The 17581-nt window shown below is 55.5% G+C and carries 13 protein-coding genes and 1 tRNA gene; 7 read left to right on the forward strand and 7 right to left on the reverse strand.

The genetic code is table 11. The features are described from left to right. Nucleotides 1–271 precede the first annotated feature (271 nt). Nucleotides 272–1474 carry a toxic anion resistance protein gene (locus tag LOS15_RS00255; RefSeq protein WP_263067343.1) on the reverse strand — a complete coding sequence of 401 codons (1203 nt, stop codon included), beginning with the start codon at nucleotides 1472–1474 and terminating at the stop codon, nucleotides 272–274. 71 nt (nucleotides 1475–1545) lie between these two features. Then, nucleotides 1546–2487, reverse strand: coding sequence for a cobyrinic acid a,c-diamide synthase (locus LOS15_RS00260; RefSeq protein WP_263067345.1), 942 nt, complete (start codon nucleotides 2485–2487; stop codon nucleotides 1546–1548). Between the two features lie 311 nt (nucleotides 2488–2798). Here LOS15_RS00260 and LOS15_RS00265 point away from each other — a divergent pair, with 311 nt between their 5' ends. Further along, nucleotides 2799–3833, forward strand: a complete 1035-nt coding sequence (locus LOS15_RS00265) for a hydrolase (protein WP_263067346.1) — start codon at nucleotides 2799–2801, stop codon at nucleotides 3831–3833. A gap of 25 nt (nucleotides 3834–3858) precedes the next feature. Continuing rightward, nucleotides 3859–4869 carry an aldo/keto reductase gene (locus LOS15_RS00270; protein WP_263067348.1) on the forward strand — a complete coding sequence of 337 codons (1011 nt, stop codon included), beginning with the start codon at nucleotides 3859–3861 and terminating at the stop codon, nucleotides 4867–4869. Between the two features lie 624 nt (nucleotides 4870–5493). Here LOS15_RS00270 and LOS15_RS00275 read toward each other — a convergent pair. From LOS15_RS00275 to LOS15_RS00285, 3 genes are all read right to left on the reverse strand, one after another. Next, a complete protein-coding gene (locus tag LOS15_RS00275; RefSeq protein WP_263067350.1) occupies nucleotides 5494–5883 on the reverse strand; it encodes a lysozyme inhibitor LprI family protein in 390 nt (129 codons plus the stop codon). 267 nt (nucleotides 5884–6150) lie between these two features. Next, nucleotides 6151–6531 carry a gamma-glutamylcyclotransferase family protein gene (locus tag LOS15_RS00280; RefSeq protein WP_263067352.1) on the reverse strand — a complete coding sequence of 127 codons (381 nt, stop codon included), beginning with the start codon at nucleotides 6529–6531 and terminating at the stop codon, nucleotides 6151–6153. 392 nt (nucleotides 6532–6923) lie between these two features. Continuing rightward, nucleotides 6924–7000 (reverse strand) — tRNA-Met (locus tag LOS15_RS00285). A gap of 277 nt (nucleotides 7001–7277) precedes the next feature. Here LOS15_RS00285 and phbB point away from each other — a divergent pair. Further along, entirely contained in the window at nucleotides 7278–8024 is a 747-nt protein-coding gene (gene phbB / locus LOS15_RS00290) for an acetoacetyl-CoA reductase (protein WP_263067354.1), read from the forward strand. Nucleotides 8025–8164: 140 nt separating this feature from the next. Here the strand turns inward: phbB and LOS15_RS00295 are convergent, their stop codons facing one another. Beyond that, a complete protein-coding gene (locus LOS15_RS00295; protein WP_263067355.1) occupies nucleotides 8165–10972 on the reverse strand; it encodes a DUF349 domain-containing protein in 2808 nt (935 codons plus the stop codon). 181 nt (nucleotides 10973–11153) lie between these two features. Here LOS15_RS00295 and minC point away from each other — a divergent pair, with 181 nt between their 5' ends. The 4 genes from minC (at nucleotide 11154) to sbcB (ending at nucleotide 14722) form a co-directional block, all read left to right on the forward strand. Next, complete coding sequence (minC, locus tag LOS15_RS00300) at nucleotides 11154–11909, forward strand: septum site-determining protein MinC (protein ID WP_263067357.1); 756 nt, start codon at nucleotides 11154–11156, stop codon at nucleotides 11907–11909. 157 nt (nucleotides 11910–12066) lie between these two features. Then, on the forward strand, nucleotides 12067–12885 hold the full coding sequence (minD, locus tag LOS15_RS00305) for a septum site-determining protein MinD (protein WP_263067358.1): 819 nt from the start codon (nucleotides 12067–12069) through the stop codon (nucleotides 12883–12885). Further along, entirely contained in the window at nucleotides 12882–13133 is a 252-nt protein-coding gene (gene minE / locus LOS15_RS00310) for a cell division topological specificity factor MinE (RefSeq protein ID WP_009098536.1), read from the forward strand. The genes minD and minE overlap by 4 nt, the downstream gene beginning before the upstream one ends. A gap of 95 nt (nucleotides 13134–13228) precedes the next feature. Continuing rightward, on the forward strand, nucleotides 13229–14722 hold the full coding sequence (gene sbcB, locus LOS15_RS00315) for an exodeoxyribonuclease I (RefSeq protein WP_263067361.1): 1494 nt from the start codon (nucleotides 13229–13231) through the stop codon (nucleotides 14720–14722). 12 nt (nucleotides 14723–14734) lie between these two features. On the opposite strand, the gene LOS15_RS00320 is transcribed toward sbcB, so the two are convergent. Beyond that, the gene (locus LOS15_RS00320) at nucleotides 14735–17578 is read right to left on the reverse strand and encodes an insulinase family protein (protein ID WP_263067362.1); all 2844 of its coding nucleotides are present in this window, start codon (nucleotides 17576–17578) and stop codon (nucleotides 14735–14737) included. Nucleotides 17579–17581: the final 3 nt, after the last annotated feature.

Genomic DNA, 17581 nt, shown 5'->3' on the forward strand with positions numbered 1-17581 from the left:
TTGCAAGTCTAAGAGAGGACTTTATTGGAGGTAGTTAGAGGTGTAGTGGCAGCGGCCGGATTAGCTCTGGCTGTAACAGCCGTTAATAATCAGCAAGCTGCGAATATGGGAGCGGTTAGTGCCTTGATCTACCGCTGCTCACCGAAGCGACATGGCGACATAACCGAGAGCTAGAGAAGAGGGCCGCAAAGCAGATAGGCTGCGCCGCTGAAACGGAGAAGCTGAAAGAAAAAGGGCGCCCGCGAAGGAGCGCTTAGGGGTTGGTATCACACTAGGGTAGTGGGTTTTGCTGCTGCGCGCTCCCTTCTTGAAGGCGCTCAATGGAGGCATTGCCCTGTTTAGCCAACGTCGCTAGGCGCTCGATCTGTTCATCCAGGCGGGGCAGCGCTTCCTGACGGTAGCTTGAAAGATCATCGATGGCACCCATTACCTCACTAAACGCTTCTTCAAGCACCTGCATGTCGAGCATTGCGCCGGATGCTCGCTTCTGGATATCGACGCCTTGCTGGCGAAGAGCCTTGGCGGTTCCGCCAATCAGCTGGGATGTGGTGGTGTTGAGGGCTTCGACACGATCTAGCACCAGGCGCTGATTCGCCATTGCCATCGCGACCGTTACCGCAACGGTAAGGGCCGAGACGGTCACATTGATAGCTCTATCGACGCCGCGCATCAACTCCCGGTTGTTGCGGATGATGACTTCTAGCGCCAGTATGCCTTGCTGGCTTACCGCCAGCTGCTGCTGAAGGTCGACAACGCGCTGGCGCAGGGGAAATAGCAGTTCTTCTTCTAAAAAGTGGCGCCGTGGATCATCGTCATCACGTGTGGTGATTTCGTCGCATAGTCGGCGGTCGATCGCGCGGCCTAGCGCAATCTGGCGGTTCAACTCGTTAAGAACGTGCGTTAACGCCTGCTGGTCATCGCTAAGGGTGAGGTTGTCACGGTGGAGCATGTCGCGGCCGCTTTCCAGCTCCGCAATGATCGCATCTAGCGCCTGCTGCGTATTTTCAAACTTACGAAAGTAGCGCTGTAGACGGCTATCAAGACCGGGAATGACGGAAAGGATGCGATCCAGGGCGGTTGGCGCCAAACGATGACGCGCGGGATCTAGCCCTTCCATGCGCCCGCGCAGATCCGTCAGCGCTTTGGCGACCGGCCCGCCTTCGTCGCCCTGGTGGGCTAGTTTTTGTAGCGGTGTTTGCAGCATGGCACTGCGATGAGCGGCCTGCTGCTGCAGTTCAAGCCCCATTTCGTCGATAGCGCGGCGCTGGCGAGCCGCCGATGTCTCGTCACTCTCAGCAAGGATATCTTCGACAAAGTCGTCAGCCATCGCCTCAAGCTCAGGGTCGATGTCACGGGCATCAAAATTGTCCGAATCGGCCTGACGCGCACCGAGTGGGCTAGCCCCTAACTGGTCGGCTATTTCGTCTACCGGCGGCAGGGAGAGACGACGATTGTCATCAGATTGCTGAGCCATGGACAACTCCTGAACTATGAAAAAACCGGTTAAATAAAACTGGGTGAAAAATGCACAGTAGCATTAACCACTTACTCCTTGCGCGCGTAACGATCCGCACCGTCTACAAAGCGGCGTAGTTCTTCCAACGCTCGCTCGGTGGTGACCGACGCCTGCGGGCGCACTGTTTCAATGCGTGCCATGGAAACCGCCGTATCGTCGAGCACGGTGAGGGCGGATTCGATACGGGCAGATAGCTTATTTAGCCGGTGTTCGGTTTCCACGAGTAAATCAAGACGGCGTACCAGAGCAGCGCGCTCTTCATCACTGATGCGCCTGCCCTCACGCTCCAGCCTGCTGCGTACGTAGCTGCCGTCCACGCTTACCACTCCGCGCGCCTGCGAGGCCATGGTGGTTAGCGTATCTACCGCGCCATAACAAACTTGAGTGACCAAGCCTTTTGAGCGTTCAAACGCTAACTCGCCCGTTGTGAACCGTTCGCCCAGCACGTCCATTACATGACGATAGCGGCTATAGAGGCGGTCTGTAAGGATCGCTAGGTCGGGGCGCTGGACGTCGAGTAGGCTCTGTTTGGCTTTGCACATCGCTAACACGAGGTCGTCGGCTCCTAGGGGTGGCCTTGCTGGGTCAAGCACTAATACACCGGCTTCATAGGCGTTGCGTTCCTCTTGAGCACGGCGCTGCTGTGTTTCGGCCTCTCTTTGAACCTCCTGGCGCTGCATATGGCGGCGGGCTAGCCAGCCACGCAGCGATCGTTCAGCGGGCAGCGCAACAGGAATGGCAATAATGCCCGCCAGCCAGCCAAACAGGCTGGGGCTGAAACCACCCCAGAGAGAGGTCAGCCACAGCAGCATGCTGATCGAGGGAACCACCAGGCAGTAACGGCCGATAACCCGTAAGCGGCTTGGCGCCGTTATTGGAAGCGCCAAACCAGGATTAAAAAGGCCGACCACCAGCCAGGGTAAGCAGGTCATAAACAGGCCATAGGAAAATCCTTGCAGGAATCCCAGCATAGAGATGGCTATCCTTCAGTCATGGAACGCGAATGCGGCATTAAGAGTAAATCAGCAAGCCCCCGTGAACTAGCGGGCCAGTTATCGGCAACCACAAGAGGCCAATACAAACGACCTCTAAAACGGCTTAATAGTTTCAATTGTCTGTTCGGACGCTAACGCGAATATGGGGATAACGTTTCAGATGCGGGTTTGGTTTGGTTGAACGGTAGTCGTAGGGGAGAGGCGTTTTGAGTGGTGACAAGGCCTGCTATCGGTTGAGAAAAGTTTGCTAAGCTAGCCAGCGGTTTTCTTTGCGGGTACGCACTAGCATGAGTTCGCTTCACTCCTCGTTTCGCCCTGCGCGGTGGCTACCCAGCGGGCATTTGCAAACGCTGTTTAGCCCGCTGTTCCGCGCTAAGCCCAAACTACAGCGCCAACGTGAGCGCATCACGCTGGAAGATGGCGACTTTATTGATCTGGACTGGTACGGCCCGCAAGGTGAACAGACGCGTTGCGCGATTCTTCTCCATGGCCTAACGGGCAGTTCATCGTCGCTGTATATCTTGGGCCAGCAGCAGGCGCTGGCAGCGAAGGGGTGGCAGAGTGTGGCGGTCAATTGGCGAGGTTGTTCCGGCGAGACTAACCATCGCGCCAGGGGCTATCACTCTGGTGCTAGCGAAGACCTTGCTGATATCGTCAAGCAGCTCGCAGTTCGATACCCCGATAAGCCGCTAGCGGCGGTGGGGTACTCGTTGGGCGGCAATGTGTTGCTCAAGTACCTCGGCGAAACCGGGCGTCATAACCCGCTGCGTGGCGCCGTGGCGGTTTCGGTGCCGTTTCGTTTAGACCACTGCGCCGACCGGATTAGCCAGGGCTTTTCTAGAGTGTACCAGGCACGCTTTCTGCGCGATTTGCGCCGCTATGTGGAATCCAAGCAGAGTGCGTTCCGTCAGCAGGGCAGACAAGAAGAGCTGGCGAGATTAAGCGCGCTTGAAACGCTGGAGGGCATGAAAACGTTTTGGGACTTTGATGGCAGGGTCACAGCGCCGTTACATGGTTTTGAGAGCGCCGATGCGTACTATCAGCGTTGCAGTAGCGCCTTTTTTGTTGAGGCTATTCAGGTGCCTACCTTGATTGTACATGCTGAAGATGATCCGTTTATCTACCCGCTCAGCGTACCAAAGGCCGCAACGCTGCCTGACTGCGTTGCCTTGGAACTCTTTCCCGGCGGTGGGCACGTGGGGTTTATTGAAGGCAGCCCCTGGCGGCCACGCTACTATCTTGAACATCGGTTGCCTGCGTGGCTAAACGCCCAGGTGCCACATGCATCGGCGCCCCATCGCCCGCAGGTGCTAGCATCGTAACCCACCACCCTTAGCGAGGTTTTCAATGTCTGCGTTCTATGATCGTTTAAAAGAAGTGTCGTCGCCACGTATTGGTTTGGGGTGTATGAACCTTTCCCATGGCTATGGGCAGCATGTGCCAGAAGAGGAGGGCGTTAAGGCACTGAACGACGCCTTTGAGATGGGGTATCGCCATTTTGATACGGCCACGCTTTACGGCGGTACCGCTAACGAACGGCTGCTGGGCAAGGCGCTGGCCTCGAAGCGCCATGAGCTGCTGCTGGCTAGCAAGTGCGGAATGGCCATCGACCCAGAGAGCGGTAAGCGAGTGATCGATGGGCGGCCTGAGACGCTGCGACGTCAGTGTGAGGAGAGTCTGGCTCGCCTGAAAACCGATCATTTGGATCTCTACTATCTCCACCGCATGGATCGCCAAGTGCCCATTGCAGAGAGTGTTGGAGCGCTTGGCCGGTTGGTGGAAGAGGGTAAACTGCGCGCGGTGGGGTTATCGGAAATCTCCGCAGACACGCTGCGCAAAGCATACGCTGAGTACCCAATAGCGGCGGTACAGTCGGAATACTCACTGTGGACGCGTAACCCCGAAATTGCCCTCAGCCAGGCGTGCAAAGAGCTGGGTACGGCGCTGGTGGCCTTCAGTCCGTTGGGTCGCGGGTTTCTCTCTGGCGCTATCCACGCCGATACCGACTTCGCCGAAGGCGACATGCGCGGGGGTATGCCGCGTTTTAATGGCGATAACCTCATCCACAACCTGACGCTACTAACGCACTTTAATAACACGGCGAAAGATTTGGCCATCACCCCCGCTCAGCTGGCGCTTGCTTGGGTGAAGGCGCAGGGTAACCATGTGATTCCCATTCCTGGGTCGCGCTCTGTTAACCATATGCAGGAAAACCTTAAGGCCGAGCAGGTAGTGCTAAGCGAGGCGGAGCTAGCCAAGCTCAATAACATGATGCTACCCGAAGAGGTCGCGGGTGCCCGTTATAATGAGGCACAGCAGGCTGATATCGACACAGAAGATTTTGCCCATAAGGAATAATGACGTGCTGTTGAAAGCAGCGCCTACGGTAGCCCTCATGTCCAGCATCATGCAATTGACCGCATTCAGCATTCGAGACGTGACGTCGTCTCCTGGCGCAGGTTACATGATTGCTGGCAAGGCCTAGGGCGACGATCCGAAGTCCTTTTGTCTCGATGACGTTGAGCAACTTTTGTTACTCATCGCCAGCGTTGCTAGGCCTCAGGCCTTAATCTGTTACTTTTCCGTCTTGAATTTTGCTTTGCAATTACCGCTCATACACATTGTACAGTAGTGCTCCCTATCTTCGTGTTGAGTACCCTCAGCAATGGCAGTGCCGCAGTTGTTGCAAAGCAGAGTGCTAATGCCGTCTTCGACTTTCACAATTGCATATTCGTAGTCCATAAAATGCTCCGTTATGTCCCCATGCTGCAAGAGTGGAGAGTAATACCTTGTCGGCGAAAGCCAACCCTTTTCTCGTCCCCTTTTGACGGTGCTATCGAGCATCAGTTCAAATGCTGCGGGTTACCGGCATATGGGTAGGCGCTTTTCGCTACCTTGGTAGTGCAGGATGAAAACTTGGTCGGAACAGGCCTTACCTTTCACCCGTCTAGTGATCTGATGTGACCACTGTTCGACCGGGCTTTAGGGATACATAAGATTTTCCAACTCATCTGCCCGTTGAGTGGTTTCGCTGAGCAAGCATGAATTGGCGTTGATGCGTGCCATTGTTCCCCCTTCAGGGTCAGCATAGAAACTGCAATTGGCTTCTTTGTATGTAATCCATGCGCGTTGGGCAGTAAGTAACTGGTCGCGCCGTTCACTGCTCAACTGGCTACGAAGCTGCTGGTAATTATCATTGAGCCTCTGATCCTGACGCTCATATTCGTTGGATATACAGGTGACTATATCGAGGGTGCTAAAAGCTTTCTGCATGCACGCTTCATAGGAGTGTGAATATTCGTTACCGTAAGCGATGCCGCTCGTCAGAAGGGTGGCGACGAGTAGAAGACGTTTGATGTGGAGGCGTTTCATAGCGCTATTTCTCGCTGTTCAGTTTTTGTACTAGCGCTTGCCAGTAGAAAGGCGACGGCTGATTTAAATCCATTTTTTCTATTACTAAGATAGCCAATTATTCTGAAGTTGGTCATGAGTGCATATCCCACAGAACAGCAGAGGTTACTAAGTCGTGCAGCTGTTACTTTTTATCAGTGGTTCCACCGGGGTATACAACGCCATCTCTCGTGCATGTCGTTCGGCGTTTTCATCCTGATGCGCGTCAATGCCTTCCAATGCACGAAGTTAATAGGTGGGTAGGCCATGCTCACGCGCCCCAGCGAGTACATGGTGTTTGTACCAGGTATACGGGCGCAGACCGAGCGCGGTGATGTTGCCGATATACGCCTGCACCTCAAACTGTCGGTCACTTGCTAGGTCCGTGACGGTGAGCCACGTCTCGTTATACGCCTCTCCCAGCCCCTCATAGCGATCAAGCGTCGGTTTGTGATGAGACGCCACGTCCCAAATCACACCATACACAGCGGATTGCGCTGAGGCCGGCACAATATCGCACTTGCCTGAACCGTCACCACCGCACTGATGAAACGCCAAGCGGTAGGCGGGCAGAAGGGCAGTGGCCACAAAGCGAGCAGGAACGCGAGCTGCTAAGCGCTGAGTGGCCATATTGGAGCCGTAAGCAAAATAGAGAATGGGAACCTTCCGTGGTGTAGAAAAGATAAGTAATAGTATTTGTTCGGCATGCCGAAAAACGTGTGTCAGACCGTTAGGCTAACGAGGTGTATGAAAATGCGAGGTTAGGGCCATAGTGTTGCCAACCCTGACTGAATTCATGAAAGCGTTGATTTTAGCGTGCCTCATAAAACTTAGCAAAAGGCCGCGTAAATCCTCGCCCAATCGAGTCACACCTTCTTAGTAACTAGCATAAAGTGGGCTTTTCTTTAAACGGTCACGTATCTGCAATGGCGGTGTGGGCACAATTTGGGCACAGAGCTTTTTGGAATGACAGGCATAAAAAAAGGCAGATCAGTAAGTAACTGATCTGCCTTTCAAAATATTGGTAGCGGGGACCGGATTTGAACCGATGACCTTCGGGTTATGAGCCCGACGAGCTACCAGACTGCTCCACCCCGCATCAACGTGTTGCGTATTTTACGCATTTTTCTCGGTAAGTCAACCCCCTGCATAAAACGCTAGAAGGGCAGGTTGAGACTTTCATCGTGCTGCAACATTAAACGAGTAGAGCTATGCTTTCATTAAGCATAACAAAAAGCTTACTGTTGGTAGGTCGCACAAGAAAAACAGCGACGTACTATGAGTGTTAGAAGCGCTTCCGCGCTTATTTAGAATGGCTTGCGGCGCTATAACATCGCTTAAAGTCCAAGCCATTTGTCATATCAGGGAGGTAGTCAATGGCCAATCAAGCCCCCGTCGCCTGGGTAACTGGTGGAACTGGTGGAATCGGAACGGCAATTTGCCGATCGTTGGCGGATGCTGGTTATTTGGTCGTGTCGGGGTATCGTAACCCTGATAAAGCCAAAACCTGGCTGGAAGCCCAGCAAGCCGATGGTTACAACAACATTGTGTTATCCGGTGTAGACCTTTCCGACCACGATGCTTGCCTTGCGGCCGCTCGCGAGATCCATGAAAAACATGGGCCAATCAGCGTGCTGGTTAACTGTGCAGGCATTACCCGTGATGGCACGATGAAGAAGATGTCGTTTGATCAGTGGCACCAGGTCATCGATACGAATCTCAACAGCGTGTTCAACACCTGCCGCAGTGTCATTGAAATGATGTTGGAGCACGGTTACGGACGCATTATCAATATTTCGTCGATTAATGGTCGTAAAGGCCAATTTGGTCAAGTCAACTACGCGGCGGCCAAAGCGGGCATGCACGGGCTGACGATGTCGCTAGCTCAAGAAACGGCGACCAAAGGTATTACGGTGAATACCGTTTCTCCTGGCTACATTGCTACCGATATGATTATGCAGATCCCTGAGAAGGTGCGGGAGGCTATTCGCGAGACAATCCCGGTAAAGCGTTATGGAACGCCTGAAGAGATAGGCCGTTTGGTCACCTTCCTGGCGGATAAGGAGTCTGGCTTTATTACCGGCGCCAACATTGATATCAATGGTGGTCAATTCATGGGTTGAGGGCGCTTCTGCCCGTGTCGTAAAGCGCGTAACAGTACTGAAAACGGGAGGCAGGTGCCTCCCGTTTCTGTTTTTCGTTACTGTTGCTTCTTACTCGCTTTCGGCTGTCGCGTGCTGATGCAGCAGGCGTTTTTCGTCGCTCAAGGATGGGGAACATGAGCCAAGCGGCTCAACATGCTATCAAGCTCTTCCACCTCTTTTTCCCACAGCGATTCTGGCATCGGGCCTAGCGCCAGCAGCGCTGCTAGCACATCGATAATTTCCTCTGCGCGGCTGCGTACAGTATGCATTCCTTCATTTAAACGCTCGACCTGAATGGCTAAGCGAAGCGGTTCATCGCGCTGTTTAACGCTACCCAACGCTAACAGCGAAAGATGGACACGCAAGCGGGCAAGGTTATCTTCCAGCGTGGCTAACTGTTCAGTAGAGAGCGGCGTTGGTGTATCACGCCGTGATTGATTGCGCTGCTGATGGGCGCGGATAAACACGTCGGGTACCTCAGTGTCCAACAGCGTAGAGGCATCCACCTCTTCTGTAGCACTGCCTGCGAGCGCCTGCTGATCGGCAGCGAGGTGTGCGTTGATCAAAGGTAGCAGGGCCTGCCACTGCTTCACGGTTGCCGCGACCGCTAGACGGCTTAGGCGCTCACGCTTGGCGCGGACAATGCCGCTTAATCGCCGCTGCATGCCATCGCTGCGGCGATTGCGAGGCAATGGCTCAAGCTGGCTGGCTTGTTTTAGGTAATCATCTAAGCGGGAAGCTTCGTTAGCGTGGGCAGGCTGCCAGCTATCCATTTGATCAATCAACGTTTGCATGTCATCCAGCTGCTGTTGCTGGCGGGCCGCTTGCTCGTTCTTATGGGCGTCTCGCTGAGCAAACAGCTGGTCGCAGGCGTGACGGAATGCTTTCCAGAGCGTCTGCTCTTCGCCTTTAGGAGCGCGTCCCAGCTGGCGCCACTGCTGCTGAAGCTGTTTGGTTTGGGTAATGCGTTGTGCTAACGGTTGTTCACTATCGTTTTGCAGCGCTTGTACTTGCTCAATCAGCGCGTGCTTTTGCTGTCCAATATGCTCAGCGCGTTGGTCAATGAGGCGCTGTAAACGATGCCGAACATTGCCAAAGCGACGCCCAATGGCTTCCGCTTGCTCTTTGGGAACCGGGCTGTAATCACGCCATTGATGACGGGCTTTGTCGCGAATCTCTCTTAGCACATCGGGGTCCGCATCTTGCGCGGGTTGGTCAAGCAGGGTTTCAAGCTGTTCACACAATGCTTCACGATGTTGCAGATTGGCTTCACGCACTTGGTTGAGCTGTTCACGCCATGGGGACAGTCGCTCGTGAATCCGGTCCGAGGCCGCGCGGAAGCGGGCGGACTGTTCACGATTGGCTGCGGCGTCGCCGAGTGATTTCCACTCTTTTACTAACTGGCGATGGTGGCGGTTCAACGCGTCTTCGGCCATGTGCTGGTCGTCTGCAAGCGCTTCGATGCTGGCACAGAGCTGCTCACGTTTGGGGCCTGCCACAAAGCCACGCCAGTCGCGCAGTTCCGCAAGCCGCGCGGCAAGGTGCTTGAGGCGGGCTTTGTGCGGTTTGGCGTCATCGGTGGTGAGCGCTTCTAACGAAGGCTTGAGCTGTTGATATAAACGGCTGGCGCTTTTAAAGGCGCCGCGCTCAAGCAGGTGCTCAAAGTTATCAAGCTCGCTTTTAAGGGCGTTAAGCGACGGTGACGGCTGATGTCGCGCCGCGGTTTGCGTCGTTAATGCGGCCTGTGCGCGTTTTAATAATGCCGGGGGGGCAAGGTCACTGGGCCATGCACACTGCTCAACCCGTGCCGCAAGGCTGGCGTGGTCGGGAAGAGCGAGCGCGTTTTCAAGCGCACTGGTGTTCTCTTTCCAGCGCTGCCACGCCTCCATGCAGAGTTCGTAGCGGGCCAGCGCTTGGGTATAGCGCTTCTGCACAGGTTCACTCGGCGGGTGTAGGTCTGAGAGCGACTGCCAGCGTTGTCCCAGCAGCTGGCGCTGGGCATGCAGGCTATCGATGTCTTGTGAGGTGACTTCGCTGGCTTGGTGTAAGCCTTCGAGTGTTTCTTCTAGTCCTTCTAGCAATTGGTCGCGCGTGTTTTCAGCCTCTTCTCTTCGCGCAAGGCTTTGCTGGCGTGCCAGCTCTTGTGTCTCATGGTCATGCAACGTTTTACGACAGCCCAGCAGGGCTTGGTGAAAGCGTTGTTCCTGCTCCATAGTGGGCGGATGTTCCAGATGTTGCCATTCACGCTCCAAATGCCGGAAACGACCGCCATACAGCGGCTCCCAAGGTGCTTTGGCATGCTTTTCTAACTGCTGAAGCAGCTGCTCTCGCTGGTTTTGCTGCTCGGCAAGCCACTCGGCATTGTTGCGGGACTGCGTCAGCTTTTCCCGCGCTAGGCGTACGACCTGGCGATCCCGTCGCGCTTCTTTAAGCAGCCGCTTGAGATTTTCTTCATTCTCAATGCGCTGGGCCGCCTGGTGGCGTACAGCTGCGACGCCGTTATGGCACGCTTGATGCGTAAGGTCTTGTTCGTCACTCAGCTGCTCAAGGGCGGTGAGGCGCAAATTGAGATTGTCGCCTTTTAAAGCGATGGCGTTGAGCAGCCGAGGTTCTGACAACTTGGCGACCAGGGCTTGGCGCTGAGGTAGGTCAGCGTGCCCTTCTGTGCCGGTTAACCGTTGGCAGGCAGCATTGAACCACGCTTCATGCTGTGGGTGATGAGCGTAGCCGTCCACAACGCCTTGAAGATCATCAAGGGCTAATAGCGCGGCAAGCTGTATATCATGGTCGCTATCTTGCGCTAACGCCTGTAGCGCGTCGCGCTGTGCGGGTTGCTGTGGGTCTAGCTGGTTGAGTGCCTTAAGACGCACCTCGGGATCTGGGTGTTGCCACCGAGGTGCGAACAGGCGTCGTAACAGTCCGTGCATGGATCATCCTGCTAAGAGGTGCGGAGTGTGAAAAAATTCAGACATCGATGAGCAGGCGGTTGCAGTCCTGGTCGCTGTCGCTTAGCTTTGCCTTAGCGCTGTGAGTTTTCCAGCGAGTCACAACGCAAAGCGCGAGATTGCGCTACCCTTATCTTACCTGAACATGACATGGAGTTCGGCCATGAGCCTCAACGCCAACAGTGCCGACATAGCCTTCACCTTCAAGGGCGGCATGCTGCCGATGACCGTCATGGAGCTAAATAGTGCTGACCCGGAACATATACGACGTCAGCTAGCGGGTAAATTGTCGCAATCCCCTGCATTCTTTCAGCATACACCGGTTGTGCTGAGCGTGGAAAAACTTGATGAACCGCACTTAGCGCTTGAGCGTATTTGTGCCGTATGCCGGGACCATAAACTGCTGCCCGTTGCCGTGCGAGGGGGGGCCGAGCCTGTGCGCCAATCCGCATGGGCACTGGGGCTAGGCTGGTTTGCCCCGATAGAAGAGGGCCGAACCAAACCCTTAGAAAGCGTTAGCCGGATGGCAGAGCCAGAAGCAGCAGATGAGTACGCTGCAGAAGAATCGAAGGCTCAAGAGAGCGTGCCGGTAGCCACGCGGCTCTATCGCGGCACGGTTCGCTCTGGGCAGCAGGTCAGTGCGGCAGAGGGGGATCTGGTAGTGGTGGGTGCGGTTAACGCAGGCGCTGAAGTGCTGGCAGCAGGCAGTATTCATGTGTACGGAGCGCTGCGAGGCCGTGCGCTGGCAGGCATTCATGGGAATACTCATGCAGGCATTTATTGCCGAGAACTGGACGCCGAGCTGCTCTCGGTGGCGGGTAATTATAAGCGGCTGGAAGATATTGATTCGCAGCTGCTGGGCCGGGCAGCAGAAGTCCATTTTGTAAAAGAGCAGCTGGAAATTAAACCATTAGGTTAAGTCGTCTGCATGAATGTGCGTTGATGTTTCATGCCTAGCGACGTCGCACGCGCTATCCGTTAAAGTGTGCCCGGTTGATGACATTGACGTGCTCGTTAAGTGCAGGACGAATTGAGAACAGCGTCCGCCGTATACGACTTCAAGAAGGAAGTGACTCTTGGCCAAAATTATTGTAGTGACCTCAGGTAAAGGGGGGGTCGGTAAAACCACTAGTGCAGCTGCCATCTCGACCGGGCTTGCCCTGCGCGGCAAAAAAACGGTGGTGATTGATTTTGATGTGGGGCTGCGAAATCTCGATTTAATCATGGGCTGTGAGCGTCGAGTGGTTTACGACCTGGTAAACGTTATTCAAGGCGAAGCAGCCCTTAACCAAGCGTTGATTCGTGATAAGCGTGTCGAGAACTTATTTATTCTTCCCGCGTCCCAAACCCGTGATAAAGATGCACTCACCCAAGAGGGCGTTGAGCGGATTTTGGAGCAGTTGAAAGAGGACTTCGACTTCATTTTGTGTGATTCGCCAGCCGGTATTGAGCGAGGCGCCCAGTTAGCGATGTATTTCGCCGATGAAGCGATTGTCGTCACCAATCCTGAAGTGTCGTCGGTGCGTGATTCTGACCGTATTCTGGGATTGTTAGGTTCTAAGACCCGGCGTGCTGAACAAAGCCTCGATCCGGTGAAAGAACATCTGCTGATTACACGCTATAACCCGTCGCGGGTAACCTCGGGTGACATGCTGACACTGGAAGATATACGTGAAATTCTTGCCATTGATCTGTTGGGTTTAATTCCTGAATCAGAAGCTGTGCTGCGTGCCTCTAACCAAGGGGTGCCGGTGACTCACGATGCCTCAAGTGACGCGGGTCAGGCGTATACCGATACCGTATCACGCTTGCTTGGGGAAGAGACGCCGCTACGCTTCCATGAAATGCAGCGCAAAGGCCTACTTAGCCGCATGTTTGGGGGTAGTCGTCGATGAAACTGCTGGAGTTCTTGAAGCGTGAGCGCAAGAAATCCGCCTCGGTGGCCAAAGAACGTTTACAAATCATCGTGGCGCATCAGCGTAGTCAGCGTGGTCAACCTGACTATATGCCGATGCTTGAGCGCGAACTGCTGGAAGTGATCCGTCGTTATGTCCATGTGGACGATAATGCCATTCAAATTTCGCTGGATAGTGAAGATAACTGCTCGGTGCTTGAGCTGAACGTAACGCTGCCGAAAAGCTAGGCAGGATAGCGTACTTGGCGAGGGCGGTGGTGCGGCGCGAGGGGTTGCGGTTGTGCTAGGCTTGAGTTTTTCATTGCCCAGCGGAGTGCTTTTTCATGGCGCCACCTAATGCCGCCCCTGTCAGCTTTCTTTGGCATGATTATGAGACATTCGGAGCCGACCCTCGTCGTGACCGGCCCGCTCAGTTTGCGGCGCTGCGCACCGATGCTGACCTGAATGAAATCAGTGAGCCAATAGAGCTTTACTGCAAGCCTGCCGACGATTACCTGCCGCATCCGGCTGCCTGTTTAATCACTGGTATTACGCCTCAAAAAGCCCAGCGCAAAGGCCTTCCCGAGGCTGAGTTTGCCGCGCAGGTTCAAGGGTATATGAGTGAGCCGGGAACCTGTGTGGTGGGCTACAACAGCCTGCGGTTTGATGATGAGGTTTCTCGCCACTTGTTTTACCGTAATTTGCTTGATCCTTACGCACGGGAGTGGCAAAACGGCAATTCCCGCTGGGATTTGATTGATGTCGTGCGCGCTTTTTATGCGCTGCGACCCGCAGGCATTGAGTGGCCGTTACGGGACGACGGCGCCCCCAGTTTTAAGCTTGAGGATCTAACGGCGGCAAATGGTATCGCCCATGAGGGCGCCCACGATGCGGTTGCCGATGTGCGCGCAACGATTGCCTTAGCGCGGCTGTTAAAATCGCGTAACCCCAAGCTGTTTGATTATTTACTCGGGCTTAGGGGTAAGCGTGCTGTTGCAAAGCAGCTCGATTTGCCCAGTGCTAAGCCGGTTTTACATATTTCTCGCCGCTACCCGGCTAGCCGTGGCTGCAGCGCCTTGGTAGTGCCGCTGGCTGAACACCCTTCTAACCCTAATGGCGTGATTGTTTACGACCTAAGCGTTGATCCCAGCGAGCTGCTTTCCATGAGCGCTGAGCAGATTCGTGAGCGGGTATTTGTTAGCCAGCAGGATCTTTCTGAGGGCGAAACACGTATTCCGCTGAAGGTTATCCATATCAACCGCTGCCCGGTGGTGTTTCCAGCGTCGGCGCTAAAAGATGTCGAAGGCCCGCAGAAAGGCGCATATGGCGTTATTGTTGAGCGTTTAGGACTGGATGTGGAGGCTTGCCGCCGCCATTGGAAAACCCTTCGCGACGCGAGCGGCGTGGCGCAGAAAGTGGCCGAGGTGTTCAGTGCACCTTACGAGGATGCGCCGCACGACCCTGACCTGATGCTCTATTCGGGCAGTTTTTTCTCTGCGGCAGACCGCCAACAAATGGAGCGGGTGATGGCGATGGAGCCTTGGGACTTGGTAGGCCAGCGTTTTGCTTTCCAAGATCCCCGCTTGGAGGAGATGCTATTTCGCTATCGCGCACGAAGCTACCCGGAAACCTTGGAAGGTGAGGAGCGCGAGCAGTGGGAAGCGTTTCGCTGGATGCGTATCAATGACCCGGCCATTGCAGGCTTTACACTGAAATCCTTTGCGCGGGAAATTGAGCGCTATAATCAGCAGTCGCTGACAGAGCGCGAGCGCCAGATACTCGAAGAATTGGTGATGTACGTTGAGGCAATGATGCCAGCCCAGGCGTTCGACGCCTGAGCTGGGAGGTGGTTAGCGCGCGTCGAACGGCTTGCGCGCTTCGCGATAAGCACTGATGTCGCTGGGCGCGTCGCCGGGATTAAAGCGAATATCTAGTTGGCGTGATAGAAGCTCCGGCCATAGCGCTTGAAGCTCCTCAACGCGTACGTTGAGGGCAAGGGCTGCTAACTGCTCGCGGCGGTCAAAGCGCACCTCATCGAGCGCCGTGGCCTGCCAAAAGCGGTTGGCCATGCCTTGCAAGCTGGTGTCCCGCTGGCGCAGGCGGTCGTGAACCGCTTGGCGGTGGGCAGTCAGCTCGTCATTGCTTAACGCGTTCAGGCGTTCTTCTGCGGCATTCATAAAGGCATCCATCCGCTCGGCTATGGTGCCGCTATCCACATCGGGTGACTGCACGATCAAGCCGATGCCCGGCGCTTCCAGCAGCGGTGAATAGCCCGCGTTAACGATATAGCCGAGCTGCTCTTCGGTGCGCAGCTGCTGGTAGAACGGCGTGTCTAACCACTGAGCCAGTACGCTTAAACGCGCTTGCTCTTCAATGCTGGTGTTGCGGCCTTGCAGATAGCGCAGCACCAGCGACTCCTCGCGGGTACTGTGAGGGTGTAACACCACCGGCTCTTCGCTCACTTCCAGCGGTTGCAGCGGCGGAATGTCGTCACGTGTCAAACGCGGGGTGAGCGCGCCACGGATCAGGTGGGCCTGTTCACGCGCTTGCTCTGTGTTGAGGTTGCCCACCGCCATTGCGTCGATATACAGGCTATCCAGAAAGCGCTGCCGGAAATTTTCCAAGTGGTGCTGCTCCAGTCGATGGCTCGCTTCCAACAACTCCGTTGTCGTCCACTGGGGAGTGAGCAGTGCTTCGCCGAGCGCGCGGCTAGCCTGACCAGTGAGCGATGCTTTGGGCGCGTTGCGCCACTCCCGCTGAAGCTGATAGCGCACTCGCTCAAACTCGCTGGGCGAAATGTGGGCCGTTTTCAACTGCTCAATAGTTTGTTCGATCAGCGGCGTTTGGCCATCGCGCCAGCCAGAAAACGACAGCGTCATACCGCGGGCATGGGCGTAAGCGCTGAACGACTGCCCTGCGAGCCACGCGGGGTAGAGCGATTCATTGAGGCTATCGTTGAGCCAGCCCGCTAGCAGGCGCGTCAGTACCGCTTCTTCAGCGGAGTAGCTGGCGCTGGGGTGCTGTAGGCTCACCCGCCACTCCACGCTGGGCGTGTTGAAACGGCTATCCTGCATGTGCCAAGCGGTAAAGGTTTCGGCGTCTAGCAGGACATTGGGCTGTTCATCTTGCCCTTCCAACAGCGCTAAATCGCTGGCGATAAAAGGGTTGGGCTCCGGTAGTGCTAAGCCGCTGAGCGCTTGGCCTGGCTGTGTAGGCGGCTGTTCTCTCCACTGAGTGTTAAACCAGGGTGATACGGTGTCACTCTCGACATCGGGTGCCGAGTAAAAACGCAGCATGTTGTCGGGGGTGAGTGCTTCCAGAAAAATCTGCTGGCGCTCGCTATCCATGCCGTCCATCCGGTAAGCCGCGTACTGCACATCCTCTACGGGGTAGCGGGAAAGGCTCATGGCTAGCCGCGTCGCTTCTTGCTGAGGAGCGCCATGCTGTTGAAAGCGGAACGCCTGTTCGCGCAGGTTTTGCTGCTCCTCGTAGCGCCATTGATCCAGACCTGCTGCTTGAATCTGTTCAATAGCGGTAAACAGGGTGGCTTCAATATCATCCAGCCGCTCCGCCCCACGGGGGGTGAGGCTGATGGAAATTGTGAATAGCGCGTCGTTGCCATCCCCACGACCAACGCCAGCAGAGAGCGCATCGGCCAAGCCCGCTTCTCGCAGCACGGACAGCAGGCTGCCATCACCCTCATCGCCCAGCAGGTGAGAGATTAGCTGAGTCGGCTTAGTACGATACTCGTCAGTGGGGTCGGGAATCGGGAAGTAGAAGCGCAGCTGGCGCCGATCCTGAAGCGACTGACGCTCAATATAGCGGGGTAGGGTGTCGGCATTCACCAACGGGACATCAATGGTTGGCACGCTAAGGCCGTTATCTGGAATGTCGGCAAATCGCGCCACCACGAGCGCTTCCAGCTCATCCAGGGGCTGAGGGGCGACCACCGCTAAATTCATCACATTGGCGTCGTAATGACGATGATAGAAGTCGATGACGCGTTCACGCAGCGTTGCTTCGCCTTCCGCCGGATTAGCGAGAGTTTCTCGACTGCCGACGGCAAAGCCAGTGGTGGCGTTTTCCGGGTTGAGGAGCTGGTTCAATACATCGTTTTCACGCCGCGACTCATCACGAATCCGGGCCATGTATTCTGAGTGAACAATATTGCGTTCGCTCTCTAGCTGGTCAGCATTGAACAGCGGCGATAGAAAAAACGCGCTAAAACGATCCAGCGCGCCCGGTAGCGCGGAGGGCTCTATGTCAAAAAAGTAGTTGGTGTCCTGCTGGGCGGTAAAGGCGTTGTGTGAGCCCGCGTTGTCGGAAATATATTGCTGGTAGGCGTCCGGTTCTGGGTAAGGCTCGGTGCCTAAAAACAGCATGTGCTCCAAGAAGTGCGCTAACCCTTGCAGGTCGTCAGGATCCTGGGCGCTGCCCACACGGACGTTCATCGATGCGGCGGCTTTATCAGCCTCAGGGTCGCTGACCAGAAGCGCTTGCAGACCGTTTTCAAGGGTAAGCACTCGGTAGTCACGGCTATCAAATGGGCTGACCTTGGGGGTAACCACCTCGGCAATGGGAGTTTCTTCTGCCAAAACGCTTGGTGATAAACACCAAGCTACGCCAACGGCAAGGCTGAGCAACGCTCGCCGCGCGGTCATGGGGGGCAGCATTATTTTATGGGGTCGCAACATTAC

The sequence above is a fragment of the Halomonas sp. 7T genome (genome assembly GCF_025643255.1).
In the GTDB taxonomy this organism is placed as follows: domain Bacteria; phylum Pseudomonadota; class Gammaproteobacteria; order Pseudomonadales; family Halomonadaceae; genus Vreelandella.

Excerpts from the sequence above, each read along its gene's own strand:
- LOS15_RS00255 (WP_263067343.1), bottom strand. The coding sequence starts at position 1,474 with ATGGCTCAGCAATCTGATGACAATCGTCGTCTCTCCCTGCCGCCGGTA.
- LOS15_RS00260 (WP_263067345.1), bottom strand. The coding sequence starts at position 2,487 with ATGCTGGGATTCCTGCAAGGATTTTCCTATGGCCTGTTTATGACCTGC.
- LOS15_RS00265 (WP_263067346.1), top strand. The coding sequence starts at position 2,799 with ATGAGTTCGCTTCACTCCTCGTTTCGCCCTGCGCGGTGGCTACCCAGC.
- LOS15_RS00270 (WP_263067348.1), top strand. The coding sequence starts at position 3,859 with ATGTCTGCGTTCTATGATCGTTTAAAAGAAGTGTCGTCGCCACGTATT.
- LOS15_RS00275 (WP_263067350.1), bottom strand. The coding sequence starts at position 5,883 with ATGAAACGCCTCCACATCAAACGTCTTCTACTCGTCGCCACCCTTCTG.
- LOS15_RS00280 (WP_263067352.1), bottom strand. The coding sequence starts at position 6,531 with ATGGCCACTCAGCGCTTAGCAGCTCGCGTTCCTGCTCGCTTTGTGGCC.
- phbB (WP_263067354.1), top strand. The coding sequence starts at position 7,278 with ATGGCCAATCAAGCCCCCGTCGCCTGGGTAACTGGTGGAACTGGTGGA.
- LOS15_RS00295 (WP_263067355.1), bottom strand. The coding sequence starts at position 10,972 with ATGCACGGACTGTTACGACGCCTGTTCGCACCTCGGTGGCAACACCCA.
- minC (WP_263067357.1), top strand. The coding sequence starts at position 11,154 with ATGAGCCTCAACGCCAACAGTGCCGACATAGCCTTCACCTTCAAGGGC.
- minE (WP_009098536.1), top strand. The coding sequence starts at position 12,882 with ATGAAACTGCTGGAGTTCTTGAAGCGTGAGCGCAAGAAATCCGCCTCG.
- sbcB (WP_263067361.1), top strand. The coding sequence starts at position 13,229 with ATGGCGCCACCTAATGCCGCCCCTGTCAGCTTTCTTTGGCATGATTAT.
- LOS15_RS00320 (WP_263067362.1), bottom strand. The coding sequence starts at position 17,578 with ATGTTGCGACCCCATAAAATAATGCTGCCCCCCATGACCGCGCGGCGA.